Genomic DNA, 17637 nt, shown 5'->3' with positions numbered 1-17637 from the left:
GAACCTTTGGCGCGCGCCGACAAGATCGGCGCCCATGGTGAACACAACGCCCCAGGGTCCGGCGGCGGTGCACGACAATTATTCGTTCCAGGTCGACCTGCGCGGAATCGTCGATCTGCTTTCTCATCACCTCTACTCGAGTCCTCGGGTCTACCTGCGCGAGCTGTTGCAGAACGCCGTCGACGCGGTCACCGCGCGCACCCGGCTCGATTCCCGGGCTCCCACCGCCATTCGCCTCACCGTGGACGAGGCCGGCGTGCGGATCAGCGATCCCGGCATCGGTCTCACCGAGAGTGACGTCCACCGGTTCCTCGCCACCATCGGCCGCTCGTCCAAGCGGGACGACATCGAAGGCGCCCGACGGGAGTTCCTCGGGCAGTTCGGCATCGGGCTGCTGGCCTGTTTCACGGTGGCCGAGAGCATCCGGGTGGTCACCCGCTCGGCTACCGATCCGGCCGCGCCGCCCGTCGAATGGCTGGCTCGCGCCAACGGCACCTATGCGGTGCGCCCGCTGGATCCGGACGACCACGCGGAGCCGGGCACCACGGTGTGGCTCAGCCCGCGCGGCGGGGCCCGGGAGTGGTTCCGACCGGAGCGGGTGACCGATTTGGCGCGCGAGTTCGGGTCCCTGCTGCCCTATGCGGTGACGGTGGAGTCGGACGGCGTCGTGACGACGATCACCGAGGGTGTGCCGGTCTGGCGGCGCGCGTACCCGTCGGCGGAACAGCGCAGGGTCGCCCTGCTCGAGTACGGTCACCGGACGCTGGGTTTCGCCCCGCTCGACGTGATAGACCTCGATGCCGGTGCGGCGGGGGTCAGCGGGGTGGCCTATGTGCTGTCCCAACCCGGGAACCCGTCCGACAGCAGTGCGCATCGGGTGTACCTGAAGGGGATGCTGCTGGGCGACACGGTGCGGGGCGTGCTGCCGGACTGGGCGTTCTTCGTGCGCTGTGTGATCGACACCGACACGCTGCGGCCCACGGCCTCGCGCGAGGGGCTCTACGAGGACGAGCGGCTCGCCGTCGTCCGTGAGGTGCTCGGCGATCGGATCCGGGACTGGCTCACCGAGATCGCCGCCGCGCAGCCGCAGCGGCTGGCGGCGTTCCTGTCCGTGCACGCGCTCGGGGTGAAGGCCCTGGCCCGGCATTCGACCGACCTGCTGCGGATCATGCTGCCGCATCTGCATTTCGAGACCACCGACGGGCGCGTGCCGCTCACCGAGTTCGCCCGCAATCACCGCACCGTGCGGGTGACCGCGACGGTCGAGGAGTTCCGCCAGGTGGCGGCCACCGCCGCCGCGCAGGGGATCGGCGTCGTCAACGGCGGCTACGCCTACGACCGTGAGCTGGTCGCGCTGCTGCCTCGGCTGCTGCCCGGCGTGGAGGTGGTGGACCTGGACACCGACGCGATCACCGCGGCGCTCGACCCGGTCGACCCGGGCGAGGAACTGGCCCTGGCTCCGGTGCTCGCGCTGGCGCGGACCGTGCTCGATCCGCTCGCGTGCGATGTGATCGTGCGCGCCTTCCACCCGGTCACCGTGCCCGCGCTCTACCTCGACGGCCGTGCCGCCCGCAACGAACGCGCGCGGGCGCAGACCGCCGAGGACGCCGACGAACTGTGGAGCGAGATCCTCGGCGCACTGGCGGTCGCGGCGCCGCGTGCCCAGCTCGTGCTCAACCACCACAGCCCGATCGTGCGCAGGCTGGCCCGCATCGGCGACCCGGCCTTCCTGAAGACGGCGGTGGAGTCGCTCTACGGCCAGGCGCTGCTGATGACCCACCGGCCGCTGAGCGCGGCCGACACCGCGTTGCTCAACCGCGCCTTCGGCGAATTCCTCGGCTGGGCCACCCAACGCGCCGCCGGACGCGGCGAAGAGACGGAGTGAGCATGGACGCCGCCGAGATCACCACGGCACTGGCGCAGGTCTACGCCCTGCCACACGGCCGGACGCGGACCGAGCGACTGGAGACCTTGGCCGCGGCCGCGAAAAGCGGAGCGGATCGCGCGCTCGAAGGCCGGGTGCTGCTGGAGCTGGCGCAGTCGTACACCTACGCCGGGGAACGCGACCTGGCGCCGGTGGCCTACGGCCGATTGCTGCGCATCTACGACGACCACCCGGCCGAGCTGGGCTCCATGACGCATTCGGTGCACTGGTACCTGAAGTGGGTGACGTGGGGGATGATCGACAATCCGGCGATACCGTTGCCCACGATCGACCGCTGGTTCGGCGAACTGGACAAGCGGTTTCGGCAGCGTGGCTACAGTCTGCGGCCGGTGCAGGCCCTGCGCTCCGAACTCGCGCGCAAGATCGGCGACACCGCGGCGGCCGCCGCATGGCTGGAGCAGGCGCGGGCCGCCGCCCGCGACAGCATGTCCGACTGCGACGCCTGTGAGCGCAGCGAATGGGGCGTGACCAGCGTATATCTCGGCGATGACGAGGCCGCGCTCGCACACTGGAAGCCCGTGCTCGACGGCGACCGGGTCTGCGCGGAGGAACCGCACCGCGTGCTGGCCGAGGCATTGTTGCCGCTGGTGCGCACCGGTCGCGCCGCGGCGGCGCGCGGCGCGCACCTGACCGGGTATCCGCTGGTCCGGCATACCGAGGACCTGCGCCCGTCGGTGGCGCTGCACGTGGAGTTCTGCGCGCTGACCGGCAACGAGGCGCGCGGGCTGGAGATCCTCGCCGAGCACGCCGGCTGGCTGGCCGATGCCGGCGCCGACGCCGGTGCGCGCCTGGCGTTCGCGACCGGCGTGTGTGTGCTGCTGCGCAGGCTGGTCGCGCTGCGCCTGGGCGATCTTCCGCTGGCGGACGGCACGGTGGAATCGGTGCGCGCGCAGCTGGAAACCGAGATCGGCGCGCTGTGTGCCCGCTACGACGCCCGCAACGGCAGCAACGCGGTCAGCCTGCGCACGGCCGCCCGGCTTGCCGCCGAACCCCTGCTCGACCGACTACCCCTCGGGGTGCGTAGCAGGCTGCCCCGAGTCGGGACGGCGCCGGACAACGCTCCGGTCACCGACGACTTCTCCGGCGACCGGGGCGCGGAGGTACGCAGACTCGCCGAACTCGGCGCGGCCCGGCTCGCCGATGCGCCCGAGGAAGCGGAAGCGCGTCTGCGGGAAGCGCTGGCGCTCGGTACACCGGTGCTGGACCCGGAGGAGGCCGCCCGGTTGGGCGCGCAACTGGTCATCGCCATCGCGAGCCAGCCGGACCGTGCGCTCGATCTGGCCGACGCCGCGGTGCGCGCCGCCGCACGCTGGGAAGGGTTGTCCGAATCGGACGTGCTGCATCACACGGTGGTGGCCGCGCGCGCGTTCCACCGCGCCGAGCGCCACGGCGAGGCCGTCGCCCTGTTCGAACAGGCGCTCGTCGGCGGGACGCTGCCGTATCCTTCCGGCGAGCTGGCGGTGGTGCGCGCGCAGTTCGGCCGGTCCTTGCGCGCGCTGAACCGCCACCGCGAGGCCGCCCGGCAGTTCCTCGAGGCGGCACGGCTGGTCGAGCACGACCCGGAGCGGACGCGGCTGCATGCCGAGCTGGCGTGCTCGGCCGCCGGCGCACTCGAACATTGCGGGCAGGACGACGAGGCCGTGGCGGCCTACCATCGCGCCGCCGAACTGTGGGCGGGGCTGGGCGAGGTGGCGGCGCGGGCGCGGTGCGTGCGGGCGGCGGCCTGGCTCCAGGTTGCTCCCGGAGGCGATCCCGAACCGTGGCTCACCTCGATGCGGACACTGACCGCCGACCTGGCCGCGCTGACCGGGCAGTCGGCCGAGGCGACGGAGGAACTCGCGCACACCCGCGAGCAACTGGCCCGGATGCTGCGGATCGGCCGGGTGACCGAGACCAGCGCCTGACGCGGTAGCGCCGGATCAGCGGCGGGCCGGAGTGCGGGCGGGTGTCTCCAGTTCGGTGCCCGCCCCGCTGACCGGCCCGTGCGGGCCGCGCGCGACCCGTTAAGCTCGGCAGTCATGCACGAGACAGGTCGGCGCGGCCGCAAGCTCGGGGTGATGGGCGGCACGTTCGACCCCATCCACCACGGGCATCTGGTCGCCGCCAGCGAGGTCGCGCACCGGTTCGACCTGGACGAAGTGATCTTCGTCCCGACCGGACAGCCGTGGCAGAAATCGCACAAGCGGGTCAGCCCGGCCGAGGACCGGTACCTGATGACCGTCATCGCGACCGCGTCCAATCCCCGGTTCTCGGTGAGCCGCGCGGACATCGACCGCGGCAAGGTGACCTACACCGTCGACACCCTGCGCGAGATGCAATCGACCTATCCCGACGCCGAGCTGTACTTCATCACCGGTGCGGACGCGCTGGCCAGCATCCTGACATGGCAGGATTGGGCGGAACTGTTCGACTTGGCGAAGTTCGTCGGGGTGAGCCGTCCGGGGTACGAGCTGAACATCGACCATCTCGCGGAGCATCTACGGGATCTCCCGGCGGATGCCGTGACCATGGTCGAGGTCCCCGCGCTGGCGATCTCGTCGAGCGAATGCCGTCGCCGCGCCGCCGAGAACCGGCCGGTGTGGTACCTCGTCCCCGACGGCGTGGTGCAGTACATATCGAAGCGGCACCTGTATGTGCCCGGAGCAGCGGAAGGTAGCTGAGCGTGAGCGAGCGCAGCGAAGGTGCGGGGATGAGCGAGCGAACCCTCGACCAGGCCGCGAGTGCGGTCCAGCCGGAGTCGAGCGCCATGGGGGTGCAGGCATGACCGCGTCGACGGAGTCGGTGGAGATCGCGCAGGTCGCCGCGCTGGCCGCGGACGAGAAGCTGGCGTCCGACGTGGTGGTGCTCGACGTCTCCGAGCAACTGGTGATCACCGACTGCTTCGTGATCGCGTCCGCGCCCAACGAGCGTCAGGTCAACGCCATCGTCGACAACGTCGAGGAGAAGCTCCGCGCGGCCGGGCACAAGCCGGTCCGGCGCGAGGGCACCCGCGAAGGCCGCTGGGCGCTGCTGGACTACGTCGACGTCGTCGTGCACATCCAGCACAACGACGAGCGCAATTTCTATGCGCTGGAACGGTTGTGGAAGGACTGCCCCGTCGTGCCGGTCGCCGGCCTCACCGGGGCCGCGCCGGAGACGCGCGCCGCGGCGACGGAGGACGAGGCGCGATCGTGAGCAGATATGCCGGCGTGCGCACCCTGATCCTGTTGCGCCACGGGCAAACCGAATGGAACGCCACCGACCGGATGCAAGGCCAGATCGACACCGATCTCACCGAACTCGGTCGCCGACAGGCCAAAGAAGCGGCGCGGGAACTGGTTTCGCGCAATGCCATCGCGATCCACTCCTCGGACCTGCGGCGGGCCTTCGACACCGCGACAGCGCTGGCCGAGCACACCGGGCTCACCGTCGTGCCCGACGTCCGGTTGCGGGAGACCAATCTCGGTGACTGGGAGGGATTGACCCATCTGGAGGTCGACGCCGACTATCCGGGCGCGCGCATGGCGTGGCGGCTGGACGCGCGCTACACCCCGCCCAACGGCGAGAGCAAACTCGAGGTCGGGGCGCGGTCGCTGCCGGTGGTGCGGGAGTTGCTGGTCGAGCGACAGGACTGGCCGGGCCGGACTATCATCCTGGTGGCGCACGGCGGGCTGATCGCCGCCCTCACGGCCGCGCTGCTCGACCTGCCGCCACAGAACTGGCCCATCCTCGGAGGACTCGCCAATACCAGCTGGGTGCAGCTCAGCAGTCACGGCCCGAGCATCGAACAGCCCGGTTGGCGTCTGGATGTGTGGAACGCAGCGGCGAAGGTAGCACCGGATGTCCTCTGAAGAGCCGATCAGATCGGTCCCGGACGAATTGTTCCGTAAGGTGTCGGCGAAGCCCGAACGGCAGTTGCCGGACGCCCTGTTCGGCCCGCCACCGGCTCCCCGCGAACCCGAGGCTACGTCCGAAGGAGCTTCGGGCCCGGCCGTGGAAACCGGCGGATCCGAGTCCGCCGACGAAGCCGACGCGGAGGACGACGGATCCGGCGACATCGTCACCGCGGCGGAGGCGCCGGGGAACGCCGGTGGTGACACCTCGTCCGTCGGTACCGGGAACGACGCACCGGAGCCGATCGCCGAATCGGTGGAAGCGCTCGGTGCATCGGCTGCCGCAGCTGCGGAGGTTTCTGCGGCCGGGCTCGGTGGATCGGTTGGCGCAGTGGCGGATGAATCTGCGGCAGCGTTCGGTGCATCGGCTGCCTCAGCAGTGGACGAGTCCGCCACTACTGTTTCGGCATCCGCGACCGCCGACGAGCCCGCCGAAACGCGGGAAGCCGCGCGCCCGGTGCTGCTGGTGATCGCCGATTCCCTGTCCTACTTCGGACCCAAGGGCGGGCTGCCCGCCGACCATCCGCGTATCTGGCCGAATCTCGTTGCCGCCGAGCTGGATTGGGATGTAGAACTGGTCGCCCGGATCGGCTGGACCTGCCGCGACGCCTATTGGGCGCTGATCGGCGATCCCCGGGTGTGGGCGGCGGTGCCGCGCGCAGGCGCGGTGGTCTTCGCCGTCGGCGGCATGGACACGCTGCCCTCCCCGCTGCCGACCGCGCTGCGCGAACTGATCCGCTATGTGCGCCCGCCCGCGCTGCGCCGCGTCGTCCGCGCCACCTACAACTGGCTGCAGCCCAAGCTGTCGAAACTCGGCAGGCCCGTGGCGCTTCCGCCGAAGGTGAGCGTCGACTACCTGGAACAGTGCCGCACCGCGCTGGCGCAGTTGCGTCCCGACCTGCCGGTCGTCGCGGTGCTGCCCTCGGTGCACAACTGCGAGGCCTACGGTCGCGTGCATTCCGGGCGGCCACGGGCGGTGGAGGCGCTACGCGCCTGGTCGGGCCGCACTTCGGTGCCGCTGGTCGACCTGGGTGAAGCGGTGCGCGACAACATCTTCTCCGGCGAAGCCAACCCGGACGGCATCCATTGGGGCTGGGACGGTCATACGGCGGTGGCCAACGCGATGGTCAAGACCTTGCAGGAGGTTCGGTAGTCCGTGGCAGTCGTGGTCGTCACCGATTCGTCCGCCAGCCTCCCTGCCGAACACCTCGACGAGCTGGATATCGCCGTCGTCCCGCTGCACGTCCTGGTCGGTGACCGGGCGATGCGGGAAGGCGTCGATCCGGTCGAGATCGACTACGCGTCTGACACCGTGACCACCTCGGCCGCCTCGCCCGGCGAGCTGCGCGCGGTGTACGAGCGGGCTTGGGAACGCAGCGGGGGCGATGGCGTTGTCGCGGTGCACCTCTCGCGTCGGCTGTCCGGAACGTGGGAGGCCGGTCGGCAGGCCGTACGCGATATGGACGCCGCCGACCGGGTTCGCCTGGTCGACTCGCTGGGCGCCGGGCTGGCCACCGGGCTGCCCACGCTGGCTGCGGCGCGGCGGGCCAAGGCCGGGGCGCCGCTGGATGTGGTCTACGACGCGGCGGTCGCCGCCGCCGCGCGGGCCCGCACGTTCATCCTGGTCAATCGCACCGAGCAGCTGCGCCGCGGCGGCAGGCTGTCTTCGGCGGCGACGTTCTTCGGCAGCGAGCTGGTCACCAAGCCGCTGCTGCACATCGTCGAAGGACGGCTGGAACTGCGCGAGAAGGTCAGGACACGCTCCAAGGCGTACGCGAAACTCGTCGCCGCGGCGGTCGACGCGGCGGGCGAGGACGGCGCCGCGCTTGCCGTGCAACACCTCGGCGCCGAGGACGCCGCCCACACCATCGCGGGCCAGCTGCGCGAACTCGTCCCCGGCATCCGAGAACTCATCGTCGCCGAATTCGGGCCCGCGCTGGCGGTGCATCTCGGCGTGGGAGCGCTGGGCGTGCTGGTCGTCCCGGGCGGGTGTCACTGAGCGTTTCCGAACGGCGGGTCGGGCAATGATCTCGGTGATCCGATTGCTCGTGCGGCACCGGCGGTCCGGCTAGCGTCGGGGGATGAGTTCTGTGCGCCCGCCGCTCACTGTGACCGCGGTGGACTGGGAGCATCCGGACGCGGTGACATTGCGTGACGAGATGGCCGCCGAGGTCGGGCCGCGTTACGCCCATCTGGCCAGACAGTTGCCCACGAACCCGAATGCGGTCGACCCGGCCACCGTGCACAGCACCTTCGTGGCGTACTCCGACGGTCCGGTCGGCCACGCCGCGTTGCGGTGGAACGCGGAGGAGCTCGAGGTCAAGCGGATGTTCGTCCGCCCAGCGCATCGCGGTTCCGGCGCTGCGGGGTTGTTGCTCACCGCAGCAGAGGATGCCGCCCGGGCGGCCGGGCGCCCTCGGGTGATCCTGCAGACCGGTCACCTGCAACCGGAAGCCGTACGCTTCTACGAACGTAGTGGCTACCATCGGATCCCGATTTTCTCGCCGTACGAGGTGCTTCCCTTGTCGAATTGCTTCGCCAAGGATTTGGGCTAGCCGAATTGCTTCCTTCCGCCTGCGGTCGGGTTGCGGCGTCGTCGTTCGGTTGCTCAGGCGAGCGCCGGGATGAGCGTTGTCCTGCCGTCACCGCGTCGGGGGCACGGACGGATTCGCTGTCCCGATGTCTCGGTTGGTCGTCACGGCCGGTCGGAAATCGGTGACATCCATCGCGGTTAGGTCGAGTGCGACCGTTCGGGCGGGCGTCGAGCGGGGAAGGCTCGTATGCGTAGTCGACGGCGCGTCGGGATGACGACTCCGACCGGTCGACAGCGAGTTGTGCACAGTCCGGGTGTGCTCAACAGGCTCATCGAATCGGCTGGTCGGACCGATTTTCTCGCCGGTCGGCGGCACTACCGTCGCCGCCATGTCACGACAGGACGAACGCGAGCGGGTACGACGGCGATTGGGAGAGCTGACCGCCCGGGTCGGCGCGAGCAGAACGGCCGGTGCGGGCATCGGGGCGGCGGAGCCGGACGCAGAGCGCGGGCCGTCCGGCTGGGCGACGGCGCGTTCTCCGCGCGGCGAGCCCCCGCGCAGCGCCGACCAGCGGGACAGTGCGCGCCGCACGAAATCTGCCCGCGCAACGGCCGCCGACCAACGCCGGGGACGATCGGGCATGGCGGTGCTCCCGCCGCTCGCTACCGAAAGCGCGGTGGATCCCGGATCGAAGACGAGTCGCGCGACGCGTGTCGACGGCTTCGGTCCAGTAGCCGGAAAGGGGCGCTCGGTGGCTCGGGACGTCGGTGCGGCGGCTTCCCGCGCGGCGGGGTCCGAGCAGGACGCAGACGGGCACGACTCGGCACACTCCGGTGGCGTCGCCGATGGCGCTGCGCACCAGCGTGCCCCGCTGCCGGACGAGAGTTCGGGCGGTACCGGGAAGTGGGATCTGCTGCGGCTGTCCGGCGCTCCGGCGCCCGATCGGGAAGCCGATGACGATGTCGGTCGCATCCGCTCTCCAGGCTGGCTGGAGGCGCCGACGGCCGGACCGCACTGGCGGCGTCGGCTTGTACCCGAACGGTTCCGGGGCATCCGGCTGGACGCGGGCCGTCGCGGAGTGCGCGCCCTCGCGCTGGTCGGGATCGCCGCGATGGTCGTCGCCGGGGTAATGGCTTTCCGTGAGCGCCCGATCGCTCGCCCGGTGCCGCCGGCGATCGGGCAAGCCGCCGTCGCGGCGACACCCGGCTCTCCCGCACCGGTGGGCGCGGTCAGGGAATCACCAAGGCGTACCGAGCCCGGCCCGCCGACGGCCGAATTGGTGATCAGTGTGGTCGGTTTGGTCCAGCGCACCGGTTTGGTCCGCTTGCCCGAAGGTTCCCGTGTCGCGGACGCGCTCGCCGCGGCGGGCGGCCCGAGCGCGGGTGCGGACACCACCGGCCTGAATCTGGCCCAGCGGTTGTCGGATGGCGATCAGGTGCTGGTGGGGCCGGTCGCGCCGAGTTCCGGCGCGCCGCAGCAGGGCAGCAGCACGATCGGCGCGGGCGGGCGTCCCTCCTCGGGGTCGGCCGCCGCACCGAGCCGTCCATCGAGCCCGGCGGGCCGGATCGATTTGAATACGGCCTCCGAATCCGAACTCGACGCGCTTCCCGGTGTCGGGCCTGTCACCGCGCGCGCCATAGTCGGCTGGCGGACGACCAACGGCCGCTTCACGTCGGTCGAGCAACTCGGCGAAGTCGACGGCATCGGTCCGGCCCGCCTGGCCCGGTTGCGCGATCTGGTGCGGGTATGACCGCCGGGGGATCGACGGAATCTCGCCGACGGGGCGGATCTCGCCCGAAGTCGCCGACCGGTCCGAGCACCGAAGGCATCCGAGGCCGGCAGGAGGTCGCTTCGGCGGAGGAACCGGGCGCCGTACAGGTGCTGGACGCTCGTCTGCTACCCGCCGCCTTGTGCTGTTGGGGCGCGACCATTGTGGCGGTGGCAGCGGGGTGGCGGGCGGGGGTTGCGCTGGCGGTCGCGTTGACGGTCTCGGCCATCGGGCTGTGGATGCTGTTGCTGTGGGCCCTCGCGCACCGCGGCGAACGCCGGCGGGCGGTAGCGGTGGTGGCGCTCGCGGCGGTGCTGCTGGGTGCGGGATTCGCGGCTGCCGCGGCATGGCGGGAACATCGCGTGGCGACCCACCCGCTGCGGGCGGCGGCGGGACAGTCCGTGCAGGTGGTGGTCACCCCGACGGACGACCCGAAACCGTTGCGCGGCAGAGTCTCCGGTGCGAATCGGCAATGGGTGGTACGCGCGGAGCTGCGAGAGTACCGGCGCGGTGGTGTCACCGTGCATACCGGCGGCGCGGTGGTCGTCCTTGCCTCCGGCCCGGAGTGGGCCGGCTTGTCGCCGGGCGGGCCGGTCGAGTTCCGCGCCCGGGTGCAACAGCCGCGCCGGGCCGACCTCACCGTCGTGACCCTCCACGCGCAAGGATCACCCGCCGCCGGGCCGCTGCCCTGGTGGCAGCGCGGCGCCGATACGGTGCGCGCCGCCTTCGCCGCATCGGCCGTGCGCGCACTGCCGTCCGACTCCGCGGGGCTGCTGCCCGCGCTGGTCGTCGGGGACACCTCAGCGCTGTCCGAGCATGTGCGCGAGAACTTCGAGATCGCCGGGCTGCAGCACCTGACGGTGGTCAGCGGGGCGAATTTCACCATCTTGCTTTCGGTCGTGTTGTTCGTCGTGCGCCTGCTGACGCTCGGCCCGCGCGCCGCCGCGGCCGTCGCCGCCGCGGCCTTGCTCATGTTCGTGGTCGTCGCGCGGCCGGACCCCAGTGTGCTGCGCGCCGGCGCGATGGGCGCGATCACCCTGCTGGCCGTGCTCACCGGTCGGCGTAAGCAGGCGCTGCCCGCGCTGTGCGCCGCGATCATCGCGTTGCTCGCCCTGTGGCCCGCGCTCGCCGTCAACGCGGGGTTCGCGCTGTCGGTCGTCGCGACGGGCGGCCTGATTCTGCTGGCGCCGAGTTGGGCCGACTGGCTGCGCGCCCGGGGATGGTGGCGGGTGGCCGCCGAGACGGTCGCCGTGTCCGCCGCGGCGTTCGTGGTGACGACGCCGATCGTGATCGCGCTCACCGGGCGGCTCAGCCTGGTCACGGTGCTCGCGAATGTGCTGGTCTCCCCGGTCATCGCGCCGGTCACCGTCGCCGGGGCGGGCGGAGCGGTGCTGGCGAGCCTGTGGGCACCGCTCGCCGACCTGGTCCTGCGCTGCGCGGCGCCACCGCTGTGGTGGTTGCTGTGGGTGGCCCGCCACGCGGCCGCGCTGCCCGGCGCCTCCGTCGCGGTGCCGGGCGGAGCGGTGGGGGGAGTGATCGCGGGTGTCGTCGTAGCGATCGTGGTCGCGGCCTCGCGTGCCCGAGCCGTGCGGCGGGTCGCCGCCGCGGTGGTGCTCGGTGTGGCGGTGGTCCTGGTGCCGGTGCGGATCTGGCATCCGGGATGGCCACCCAGCGGGTGGGTCTTCGCGGCCTGCGATGTCGGACAAGGAGACGGTCTGGCTCTGTCGGTCGGCCCCGGCGCCGCGGTCGTGATCGATGTGGGGCCGGACCCGCGCCCGATTCGTACCTGCCTGGACCGGTTGCGCATATCGCGCATCCCCCTGTTGATCCTCACCCATCCGCACGCCGACCATATCGACGGGCTCGCCGGCGCGTTGCATGGTCGCGCGGTCGACGCGATAGCCGTCGGCATTCACGAACTCGACGGGCTTCCTCCGCCTGCGCCACCCGGCGAAGCCCATCGGGTGCCTGCGGACGTCGGTCTCGGATGCGGTTCCCCGCCGACACCGGCTGCGGACGGATACGGCCGTACCGGTTTCGGGAAAACCTATGGGGAGGATGACCGAAGCCGTCTGGTCGGTCAGAGCGGGATGCGAAGCGTGTCGCTCGCAGATCGTCGTCTTTCTCAGCGGGAGTGGCATACGCAAATGACCTGTAGTGCAGTGGAATACGCGAGTGGAAGGCCGGCGCGTCGCTCGGGTGAGGTGGGCGCCCCTGTCTCAGGTCTCGCCCAGGTCGTGACCATCGCCAGAGGCGCGGGCGTGCCGCTGCTGGAATTGTCGGCCGGAAACCTGCTGAGTTTCGGGTCGATCGAGCTCCAGGTGCTCGCGCCGTCCACAAACGGCCCGCGACCGGTCCGGGGCACCGAAACCGAGGACGCCAATGACCGTTCGGTTGTCGTCACCGCCCGCACGCCCGCAGGACGCCTCCTGCTCACCGGGGACATCGAGGCGTCCGCCCAGCGCGCGCTGATGCGGGCCGGGATTCCCATTCAGGCGGACGTGCTCAAACTCCCGCACCACGGATCACACACCACCACGCGCCAGTTCCTCGACGCGGTGCGTCCTCGGCTCGTACTGGTCAGCGTCGGCGCCGACAACACCTTCGGACATCCCGATGCCGCGGTGTTGGCGGACTTGTCCGCCCTCGGCGCGACGGTGGTCCGCACGGATCGGCAAGGTGACCTCGTGGTCTCCGGCAGCGACGGGAACCTCCGCGTGACGAGTGCGCGATGACGACCGGCGGGCACAGGAGGCCAGGGGCGACGCGAAGCCCACGCGATCGGGCCTCTACCGCTGGGACGGCGACCCCGGGCGGCCGAATGCTGCGCCCCGTCGGTGCAGGGGGATCCGGATGCTATGAGCCCCGTCGGGTGCAGGGACGCGATGCGCATCGGATGCCATTCGGTGGGCCGGATCCGCCGGCGCGGAACCGCCGGGAGCCGTGGCGGACAGGAGTTCGGGCGCAGTGCGAGCCGCGGCTCGGTCCGATGGGGTCGGCGGGAGCCGAGCATCGCGGTCTGCCGGGTGGCGGAGCCACGATATCCGGTGGGCCGGGGGAGGTGAGGTGTCGGTCCCGGATCGTAGGATCGGGCTGTGGACAAGCGCGGCGAACAGAGCAATCCGGCAATGCCGTCGAGCACGGTGCCCCCCGGTCCCGGGGAAACGCTGTCGTGAGCGAGCGACCAGCGCCGGTGCACCTGGTACTCGGGGAAGAAGAGCTGCTGATCGAGCGGGCGTTGAGTGCGCTGACCGCGCAGGTCCGGGCGTTGGCTCCCGATCCGGACGCGGTGCCCGTCGATCGACTGCGCGCGGGGGACGCCAGCACCGCGGAACTGGCGGAACTGCTGAGCCCGTCGCTGTTCGCCGAAGACCGGGTGATCATCCTGGAGGCCGCGGCCGAGGCGGGGAAGGACGCGGTCGCGGTGATCACCGAGGCGGCGCAGAGCCCGCCCGAGGGCGTGGTGCTCGTCGCTCTGCACTCCGGAGGTGGCCGGGCCAAGGCGCTCGCGCCCGCCTTGCAGAAAGCCGGGGCCGTTACTCATGACTGCGCGAAGCTGACCAAAGCCGCCGAGCGCGTCGAGTTCGTGCGCGGTGAGTTCCGCACCGCCGGCGTGCGGGTGTCCGGCGAGGTCGTCCAAGTGGTGCTGGAGGCAGTGGGCTCGGACCTGCGTGAGCTGGCGGCGGCGTGCGGGCAGTTGGCCGCGGACACCGGCGGAAAGATCGATGTGGCGGCCGTGCGCCGCTACTACTCGGGCAAGGCCGAGGTCTCCGGATTCGACGTGGCCGAACTCGCGGTTGCCGGCGATCGCCCCGGTGCCATGGAGGCGCTGCGGTGGGCGAACGACCGTGGCGTGCCGCACGTCCTGCTCGCCGACGCGCTCGCCGACTCGGTGCACACCATCGCGCGCGTCGGCTCGGCGGGCCGCGGTGATCCGTTCAAACTGGCCCAGCAACTCGGCATGCCGCCGTGGAAGGTGAAGAAGGCGCAAGCCCAGGCTCGCAACTGGACCCCCGCGACCATCGGCTCCGCCCTTCAGGTCGTCGCCACCCTCAACGCCGATGTGAAGGGCGGCGCCGCCGATACGGGCTACGCGTTGGAACACGCCCTCACCCGAATCCTCGATCTGCACGGGGCGGGCTGATCGCGCCTGATTCGATCAGCCCGCCGACATCGACCGGTTCCGAGTGATCAGCTCACACGATCGGTGCCGCGCAGGCGATCAGATCTGGCAGACCGGGCTGGGGTGCAGCAGCCAGCAGAGGACCGTTCCGGGTCCGCCGGACCCGGAACCGGCCGAGCCGGTGCCCTCCGACCCGATCGGCGACGTCGCGGCGGGCGTCGACGGGGAGTCGAGGGGCAACGGGGCCGCCGAGACGGGCCTATAACGCACTGGTGAGCCGTTCTACACCCGTTCCCGTCAGCCCGGCGAGCCCTGCCGCGCGACCCGTCGCCACGAGCAGCAGATCGCCGAGCGGTCCGCTGATCTCCGCTGTCCCTGTACCCGACGACCACTCCGCGTCGGTGGCCACGAGACGGATACCGTGCAGCCGCTTCTGGCTGCCGTAGAACCGGCTGCGCAGCACGTGCTCCAGCCCGGCGACGGCTTGCTCGACGGGCACGACGCGTCGCCGGCCGAGTGGACGCGCGATGTCCTGCCCATGAATCATGGTGTCCACCAGCGGGTCCAGTGGCCCTGCCCCTGGCGCCCGCCGGGTCCACGCGGCGCCTTCCCGCAATTGCGCGATCAGTTCGGCGGGTGAGTACCGACGCGCTCGCTCGCGCGCCATCCGCTCCGTCATCCGGTTCCAGTCGCCACGCGCCCGGAGGATTCCAGCGATCGTCGCACCGAGGGTGACCCGGTTGGACAGAGTCAGGTGGGCCAAGACGTCGTGCACGGTCCAGCCCGGGCACAGGGACTCGACCGCCCACTCGGGGTAGTCCAGGTCGTCGAGGAAGTCGGCGAGCCCGAGACGTTCGGCGCGCGTCCACATCGTGATCTTGTCCAAGTCCATGGTTATCCTCCCGGTCGGTGTTGGCACCGATGTGGACGGTGCGGCGGCCCCGAACTGATCGAAGGGTGATTCGCCGCACGCGCAGCGATGATCAGCCGCGCCCTTCGATCTTCAGATCGCCGAAGGTGACGCTTCGGGTCATCGGGCGGTTCAGGAATTCGTGCGGGAATCCGAGCTCCACCGCGCCGGCTTGTTCGAGCCGGGCGAGCTGACTGGCGTCGAACTCCACGTCGAGCGCGCCGAGGTTGTCCTCCAGTTGCGCGGCGGTGCGTGCGCCGATGATCGGCGACGTGACCGCGGGATCGAGCAGCGTCCAGGCCAGCGCCACTTGCGACGGGCTGCTGCCGATCTCGCCCGCGACCTGCTTCACCACGTCGGCGATGGCGAGCCCGCGTTCGGTGAGCGAGCCGTTGGCGGCGGCCACGTTCTTGCGGCTGCCCTCGGGCGATCCGTCCACTTCGTGGTCCAGGTCGGCGCGGCTGTACTTACCGGTGAGCACGCCGCTGGCCAGCGGCGACCACGGGATCACGCCGAGGCCGAGTTCGCGTGCCATCGGGATGAGCTCACGCTCGACGGTCCGCTCGATCAGGCTGTACTCGATCTGCAGCGCGATCAGCGGTGACCAGCCGCGCAGGTCGGCGATGGTCTGCATCCGCGCGATCTGCCAGGCCGGTGCGTCGGAGATGCCGACGTAGAGCACTTTGCCCGAGCGCACCAAATCGTCCATGCCGCGCAGGATTTCCTCGACGGGGGTCAGGAAGTCCCAGGCGTGCAGGTAGAGCAGGTCGATGTAATCGGTGTTCAGCCTGCGCAAGCTGGCCTCCACCGAGCCGACCATGCTCTTGCGGTGGTTGCCGCCGGAATTCGGGTCGCCGGGGCGGCGCAGCATGGTGTATTTGGTGGCCAGCACCAGGCTTTCGCGGTTATCCGCGGTGAATTCGCCGAGCAGTTGCTCTGAGGTGCCGTTGGTGTACTGATTGGCCGTGTCGATGAAGTTGCCACCTCGGTCGACGTAGGTGTCGAAGATCTTGCGGGCCTCGTCCCGGTCCGCGCCCCAGCCCCAGTCGGCGCCGAAGGTCATGGTTCCCAAGGACAGGGGAGACACCCTGAGGCCGGAGCGGCCGAGCAGCCGGTAGGTGTCGAGGGTGCGGGCTCCGGACATGTCCAGCTCCTTGTTTCGCGATGCCATGTGGTCGGAAGACAGTTTTCAACGGCGCGCGCGGCCCAGTAAGGGAAGCTTCATCCTGGGAAGTCCAGTCCTAGGCAGCCGTAGGATCGACGGTGATGACTGGCACGGTGAACCCCATCCCGCGCCGCGACCTCAGGCCCGGCCGCGGCAGCCCCCGCGACCATGGTGGGCCAGGCAGCGGCGCGGAGTCGGCGCAGCGCGACGATCCCGGGGCCGACAGCGGCCCGCGAAGCCACACTGGGCCAGGGAAGGGCGCGGACCCGACCCAGCGTCCCGCTCGCGGTTCGGGTGGTGACGGCTGGTCCGATCACGGCGGACCCGGGAGCGAACCGGATCTGGCCCAGCGTCTCGATCGCGGTCCAAGGGGTCGGAGCCCATCTGACCACGGAGCTCCGGGGAGTGGCCAGGAGCCAGCCCCGCGCCGTGACTCCGGATCGGGCAGTGGGGGTGCGCGCACCCACGTGGGGTCCGTCAGCGCGGCGGATCGGGTGCATGAGATGGCAGCGTTCCTCCGTGCCCGCAGGGAGCGGTTGACGCCGGCCGATCTCGGATTGCCGCAGCGCAGGCAGACGCGCCGGACCCCCGGGTTGCGGCGGGAAGAGGTCGCCGAGCTGGCGGGGGTGAGCACCGACTACATCGTGCGGCTGGAGCAAGGGCGGGGGCTGCGACCGTCGGTGGAGGTGCTGAACGCGCTGGCGCGGGCACTGTGCCTGAACGACGACGAGCGCGCCTACCTTTTCGATCTGGCGCTGCAGCGGCAGCCCGACCACGGTAAGCCGAGCACGGTGCCCTCGCCCGCGCTGGCCATGCTGGTGTGTGACCTCTCGCCGTTGCCCGCGATGCTGGTCAACCATCGTTACGACATCCTGGCCTGGAACCGGGAGATGGCGGCGTTGATCACGGATTTCGGCGCGCTGCCGGAGCGGCAGCGCAACTCCATGTGGCTGTGCCTGCTCGACCCGAGCATGCGGGATTTCTATGTCAAGCGGGAGCGCATCATCCGGGAGGGCATCGCGGATCTGCGCGCGGCGTGGGCCGCGCACCCGGACGACCGGGCGCTGGCCGAGTTGATCGCCGAGTTCACCGAGTACAGCGCGGAGTTCGAGCAGGCGTGGGCCCGCCACGACGTGCGGGTGCAGGGGCGGGGCAACAAGCCGTTGCGGCATCCGCTGGTGGGTCCGCTGGTCGTCAGCTACGAGGTGCTGATGCCCGTGCAGGATCCCGACCAGCGGATCATCATCTACCGCGCCGCGGACGCGGAATCCCAGTCGGCGCTGGACCGGCTCGTCGCCGCCCTGGATGCGCCGTGACCGG

The 17637-nt window shown here is 71.0% G+C and carries 14 protein-coding genes; 12 read left to right on the top strand and 2 right to left on the bottom strand.

Annotated features, from left to right (window positions below):
* Positions 1–34: 34 nt before the first annotated feature.
* From ACWEKR_RS20110 to holA, 11 genes are all read left to right on the top strand, one after another.
* Positions 35–1885 (top strand): HSP90 family protein, encoded by a 1851-nt coding sequence (locus ACWEKR_RS20110; RefSeq protein ID WP_452355761.1) that lies wholly within the window; start codon positions 35–37, stop codon positions 1883–1885.
* A 2-nt stretch (positions 1886–1887) separates the two neighbouring features.
* Entirely contained in the window at positions 1888–3849 is a 1962-nt protein-coding gene (locus tag ACWEKR_RS20105) for a hypothetical protein (RefSeq protein ID WP_452355760.1), read from the top strand.
* Positions 3850–3963: 114 nt separating this feature from the next.
* The gene (nadD, locus tag ACWEKR_RS20100) at positions 3964–4605 is read left to right on the top strand and encodes a nicotinate-nucleotide adenylyltransferase (protein WP_195087094.1); all 642 of its coding nucleotides are present in this window, start codon (positions 3964–3966) and stop codon (positions 4603–4605) included.
* Positions 4606–4705: 100 nt separating this feature from the next.
* Positions 4706–5119, top strand: a complete 414-nt coding sequence (rsfS, locus tag ACWEKR_RS20095; RefSeq protein ID WP_159845241.1) for a ribosome silencing factor — start codon at positions 4706–4708, stop codon at positions 5117–5119.
* Positions 5116–5775 (top strand): histidine phosphatase family protein, encoded by a 660-nt coding sequence (locus ACWEKR_RS20090; protein ID WP_452355759.1) that lies wholly within the window; start codon positions 5116–5118, stop codon positions 5773–5775. Before rsfS ends, ACWEKR_RS20090 begins: the two co-directional genes overlap by 4 nt.
* A 499-nt stretch (positions 5776–6274) precedes the next feature.
* Positions 6275–6970 carry a diglucosylglycerate octanoyltransferase gene (octT, locus tag ACWEKR_RS20085; RefSeq protein ID WP_195087283.1) on the top strand — a complete coding sequence of 232 codons (696 nt, stop codon included), beginning with the start codon at positions 6275–6277 and terminating at the stop codon, positions 6968–6970.
* A gap of 3 nt (positions 6971–6973) precedes the next feature.
* Positions 6974–7816: a DegV family protein gene (locus ACWEKR_RS20080; RefSeq protein WP_452355758.1), complete on the top strand. Its 843-nt coding sequence runs from the start codon at positions 6974–6976 to the stop codon at positions 7814–7816.
* 82 nt (positions 7817–7898) lie between these two features.
* Entirely contained in the window at positions 7899–8372 is a 474-nt protein-coding gene (locus ACWEKR_RS20075) for a GNAT family N-acetyltransferase (protein WP_452355757.1), read from the top strand.
* A gap of 367 nt (positions 8373–8739) precedes the next feature.
* Positions 8740–10101, top strand: coding sequence for a ComEA family DNA-binding protein (locus tag ACWEKR_RS20070; protein ID WP_452355756.1), 1362 nt, complete (start codon positions 8740–8742; stop codon positions 10099–10101).
* Between the two features lie 188 nt (positions 10102–10289).
* Positions 10290–12854, top strand: a complete 2565-nt coding sequence (locus ACWEKR_RS20065) for a ComEC/Rec2 family competence protein (RefSeq protein ID WP_452355755.1) — start codon at positions 10290–10292, stop codon at positions 12852–12854.
* A gap of 437 nt (positions 12855–13291) precedes the next feature.
* A complete protein-coding gene (gene holA / locus ACWEKR_RS20060; RefSeq protein WP_452355754.1) occupies positions 13292–14263 on the top strand; it encodes a DNA polymerase III subunit delta in 972 nt (323 codons plus the stop codon).
* A gap of 238 nt (positions 14264–14501) precedes the next feature.
* Here holA and ACWEKR_RS20055 read toward each other — a convergent pair whose 3' ends face one another.
* Both ACWEKR_RS20055 and ACWEKR_RS20050 read right to left on the bottom strand, forming a co-directional pair.
* Positions 14502–15134, bottom strand: coding sequence for a maleylpyruvate isomerase family mycothiol-dependent enzyme (locus tag ACWEKR_RS20055; RefSeq protein ID WP_452355753.1), 633 nt, complete (start codon positions 15132–15134; stop codon positions 14502–14504).
* Positions 15135–15225: 91 nt separating this feature from the next.
* On the bottom strand, positions 15226–16296 hold the full coding sequence (locus ACWEKR_RS20050) for an aldo/keto reductase (RefSeq protein WP_452355752.1): 1071 nt from the start codon (positions 16294–16296) through the stop codon (positions 15226–15228).
* Positions 16297–16820: 524 nt separating this feature from the next.
* Here ACWEKR_RS20050 and ACWEKR_RS20045 point away from each other — a divergent pair.
* On the top strand, positions 16821–17633 hold the full coding sequence (locus tag ACWEKR_RS20045) for a helix-turn-helix transcriptional regulator (RefSeq protein ID WP_452355751.1): 813 nt from the start codon (positions 16821–16823) through the stop codon (positions 17631–17633).
* Positions 17634–17637: the final 4 nt, after the last annotated feature.

The organism is Nocardia sp. NPDC004573 (assembly GCF_053602135.1).
The sequence above is the reverse complement of the archived record's forward strand: the minus strand, read 5'-3'. Positions and strand labels throughout refer to the sequence as shown.